Below are 4,624 nucleotides of genomic sequence, written 5' to 3'. Positions count from 1 at the left end.
TATTGTTGGAATATTTCTGAGTGAACTGATAAAGAGAAGCTTTCTTAGGCTTTAATACTTTGTTTGACATATGATTATACCTCCATCTAATTTCTAATCTAATTATAGAACAGATGGGAAATTCATGTGTCTGGTTCAGCTTCATGAACGCCGTTTAATCGGTGCTTATGAAATTTAATTTTCACTGACCTGTGGTTTGTGGGTATTCAAATTTGTTTTTTGCTTGGAATTATTAGTGTTAAAAATGTATACGCAGCATCTGTGAATAAGTCTCTTCGTACGACATGTGCAGGTACGAGTGCAAGTGTAACAGCAACTTATTATACACATGAAACAACAAGATGGAAGATAAGTAATCCGTTTAATATTGGATATTCTGGAAGAGGCGGATATGCTTCTAAGTCAGGCAAACCTCAGACATCTAAATCTGGTAGTGTTTATAAATGTTCACAGAGAGTAGGTTTTTCTAGTACAGATTATAATAGTGTTACTAGAACAGGATACAGTACATATCATTGGGAAATAAATGGAAATACTAATAAATGGGGTTCGTGTTATACGAAATAATAAGGCTTCTAGCTTTGCTAGAAGCTTTTATTAGAAGGGAATGATAATATGATTGAATTAAAGGACATTTGTATAGAATATGATAGGGTTATTCTTGATCATGCCTCTATTTCTATTCCTGCACATTCTATTACTCTTATAAGAGGGAAGAGTGGTTCAGGTAAGACAGCTCTTCTCCATTGTATTGCGCTTATGGATACAAAAAGCAAGTATCAATACTATTATGATCATCATCTCATAGAAGAAAAAGATAGAAATAATATCAGAAAAGAATGTATCAGCTGTGTATTACAGGAAAATGATTTATTAGCTCATCTAGATGTCAGAGGAACATTACAGTATTTTGCACATATTCATAATAAACATTTATCTGATAAAGATATACAGGATTATCTTGATAAGATGCATCTTGATGTGACTTTGAATCAGAATGTCATGACGCTATCTTTAGGGGAAAGACAGAGACTTTCTATCGCAACAGCGCTTGTAAGTAATCCACAAGTGCTTGTCTTAGATGAACCGACCGCTTCACTTGATTATGAGAATGAGATAGAAATCTATAAAATATTAAAAGAATTAAGTGCGCATATGACCATTGTGTTGGCTTCTCATTCAGAAGAGGCTATAAAGTATGCAGATATTGTCTATACACTAGAAGATGGAAGACTGATATCTGATGGTTCTGTGATTCAAGAAGATATATGTGGAAAGGGTGTTATCTCTCAGGTTGATCATAAGTTCTATAAAGAGTATATAAAAGACTATATGAAACATTATAAGTTCATGTATGTATTGATGATGATGGTGTTTATCTTGACACTTGTATCTGGACAGATGATTCTTGGTATTATTCATCATTCAAGGGATCAAGGAATGCAGATGTTGATAGGACAATTAGAAAATAAGGCTATTATTACCAAAGATAAGCATAGTTATGTGGATCAGGATTATTCTCATTTCATAAAAATAGATGATAAGAATACGTTTCCTCTATATAAAATATATACACAAATAGAAGGAGAAGATGTCTATCTTGTGCCTTATTTCAAGGATGATGATCTTTCTAAATATATAGATAGAAATATCCAGGAAACAAGGTCAGGTATTTATATGGACAATGATACTTATTATCGCCTGAATCAGATATCTTCTCATAATAAAGTCAAACTAGATCTTTATATCACTGATCAAAAAGGAATGAATCAGACAACTCATACATTTGATATCAATGGTGTATTTAGGAATAATAAAAAGGTTCATTATGTATCAAAGAGTCAGAGATATATCTATGTTCCGTATGCAATTCTTCAGGATATCTATAAACAATCAGGATGTACACCACGTTATATAGGTTATATCATTAAGACTAATACCTATAATGAATTGAATGAATTGATAGACTATTATGAATCAAAGGGATATAGAATTAATGATTCATTCACTGATAGAGAGGCTATGAATAGTCTTGATTCTTACTATAAGAATATGATGTTTACATTTGCGGGTGTGATTCTAGTTATTAGTGTACTTATTGATATTGTATTGGAATCTCATCTTCTTATGCAAAGAAAAAAAGAACTTGTACTTCTTTTGATATCAGGATTATTAAAAAAGGATTTACAAAGAATATCCATGATAGAAACATTGGGAAGTATATCTATAGTTGTAGTGAGTTCTACTCTAATCTCCTCAATCATGTCTCTTATATTAGGTACTTTTAATATGGTGACACTTTCTAATATGACTGTCTTATTCATAATTATCTTATTGATAGAAAGAATGGTTCTTCAAAACAAATTCATTAATAAGCTGAATATAGTAGATGAATTAAGAAATGAGGTGCATTAAGGTGATTGAAATCAAAAATTTAAATATATCATTTGGTGACAAAGTAATCTTAAACAATGCATCATTTCATACTTCTCCAGGTGTATTGACTATTATTAGGGGAAAGAGTGGTTCTGGTAAGTCTACTTTCTTAAAAGCCTTTCAATTCGCATATGAGTGTGAATATATCTATGAAGGACAGAGAATAGATGAACAAGATCAAGATAGTAGACAACAGTTCATTTATGATCATATGGTCAATGTACCTCAGATTCCTTTGTTTATTGAAGGAATAACTATAGAGGAACATATTAAACAGTTAGTTAAACTAGGTTATCAAAGAAATGATACATATGAAGAAAAGTTTGGTATAGCTTCTCTAAAGAAAAAATATCCTAGAAACTTATCAGGTGGTGAAAAGACAAGAGCCGCTATCTGTTTAGCTATTATGAGTCAGCCAGAAATATTGATACTTGATGAACCTACAGCCGCTTTAGATTCATCCTATGCGTTAGAAATGATTAAGTATCTAAAAGAGTATGCTGAAGAGGGACATTATGTGATTGTGGCAACTCATGATCAAAGGATGATTGAAGAAGCAGATGTGCTCTATAAGGTTGATCAAACACTTATTCTAGAAAAAGAAAATAAGAGAGAAACATCTCTTATATCACAGATACCACATAATCATAAATTATTTAATCTACGTTTTTCTCATCGTGCATTTAGAATAGTTATGAATATCCTGGTTGCTTTCACAATGATTATATGTGCATATAGCTATAATATTTATGGACATTATAATGCATCTTATGAACAAAAAATCAATACGATTGCTTCGAGAGATTTAACTGTATATAAGGAAAAGATGAGTAATGACTATTATTCATATAATGGTTCAGAATTTCCTATGACACAATCAGATTATAAAAAGATTAAATCTGTAAAGAATATTGAGAGTGTTAAATGGCGTTATGAAAAAGAATACGATGATGTTATGATACTTGGATTAGATACTGAAACTCAACTGAAATATCAAGAAGCAAAACTTACAGGAAAGAAATGTAATCAAACAATAAATCTAGTGAGTATGCAGGTATATGATAATGAAGATGATTATACAAATTTAACTGTAAAGCACAATAATAATAAAGGTGTATATATAAGTAATCAGTTATTATCTAATCAGGATATTTCAGTTGATTCAATCAATATGGATGATCTTAAATTAAAGTTCTATTTACCTATTCCTATGTATGATGCATCAGGTATTACACAGACAGGTATTGATTTAGAAGGTAGTGAATATGTGGATGTTAATACTGTCCTCGTGGATTTAGTAGAGGTAGAACTACCTGTAAGAGGTATATTAAAGGAAGGAACAGAAATAAGTTCAAATTCATATAGTGGTACTAGAAGTATTTATGTCCCACGAAGTGTTATAAATCAATATAGGAAGACATATCATGCAACACAATCGAAGGTATTATATGGTGTGCCTGGTGAAGAAGGAATGGATTATACATATTATGAAGGACCATTACCTTCTACTTATACAATGAGTGATGTGGATCAGGTTATTGTAGAAACACCTTGGAAACCAGGTGCTTATACTGTAAGAGTAGATAGTTTGAAAAATATAGATCAAGTCACAAAACAGTTAGAAAAGCTTGGTTTTAATGTAGAAGGTGCTTTTGTAGATAATAGTGCAATCAATAAGATTCTTTCCAACAATAAACAAGTATTAATGCAATTCATGATTATAGTATTTGTATTGTTGTATGGATTCTATTTCTACCTCAAATACCTCATTCTTAAGGAAGAAAAACAGACAAGAGATTTTCTATATAACTTAGGTTTTACTACTAAGAGAATAAGCAAGAGTTTTAGTCTTACTTATATCAAGAATTCTCTTATGTTAGCTGTTTTGGGAGTAGTATTACTAGAAGTCTTTATAGAGTTTGTTATAAGGATACATATATATAGTTTGATTATACCTGTAACTAAAATGCTGATATTATTATTCTTTATTGCAGCATTCATCATAGAATTCTTTATTCCTGCATTTATTCAAATGATTATGAAAAATCAAAAGGGACTGTAATGAATAGGTAGTATTTATTACTATCTTGAGCGTTACAGCTCTTTTTTTCGGTAATTTAAAATAACTAGGGGTTTCCTAAATTTTAATTATTACGCAGTAAGGGGTGAATCTCACCCCTTATTTCTT

General features: G+C 30.8%; 3 protein-coding genes. All 3 read left to right on the top strand.

What is annotated here, in order from left to right; translation table 11 throughout:
* The first annotated feature begins 261 nt into the window (after window positions 1-261).
* From EAI80_RS12030 to EAI80_RS12020, 3 genes are read left to right on the top strand one after another with little or no spacing between them, the layout of a single operon-like run.
* Window positions 262-567 (top strand): hypothetical protein, encoded by a 306-nt coding sequence (locus EAI80_RS12030; RefSeq protein WP_129982227.1) that lies wholly within the window; start codon window positions 262-264, stop codon window positions 565-567.
* Window positions 568-615: 48 nt separating this feature from the next.
* Window positions 616-2,415, top strand: coding sequence for an ATP-binding cassette domain-containing protein (locus EAI80_RS12025; protein ID WP_129982226.1), 1,800 nt, complete (start codon window positions 616-618; stop codon window positions 2,413-2,415).
* Between the two features lies 1 nt (window position 2,416).
* Entirely contained in the window at window positions 2,417-4,498 is a 2,082-nt protein-coding gene (locus EAI80_RS12020) for an ATP-binding cassette domain-containing protein (protein WP_238634604.1), read from the top strand.
* Window positions 4,499-4,624: the final 126 nt, after the last annotated feature.

The sequence above is a fragment of the Catenibacterium sp. co_0103 genome (assembly GCF_004168205.1).
GTDB lineage: Bacteria > Bacillota_I > Bacilli_A > Erysipelotrichales > Coprobacillaceae > Catenibacterium > Catenibacterium mitsuoka_A.
This window is presented reverse-complemented; position numbering and strand designations above follow the sequence as displayed.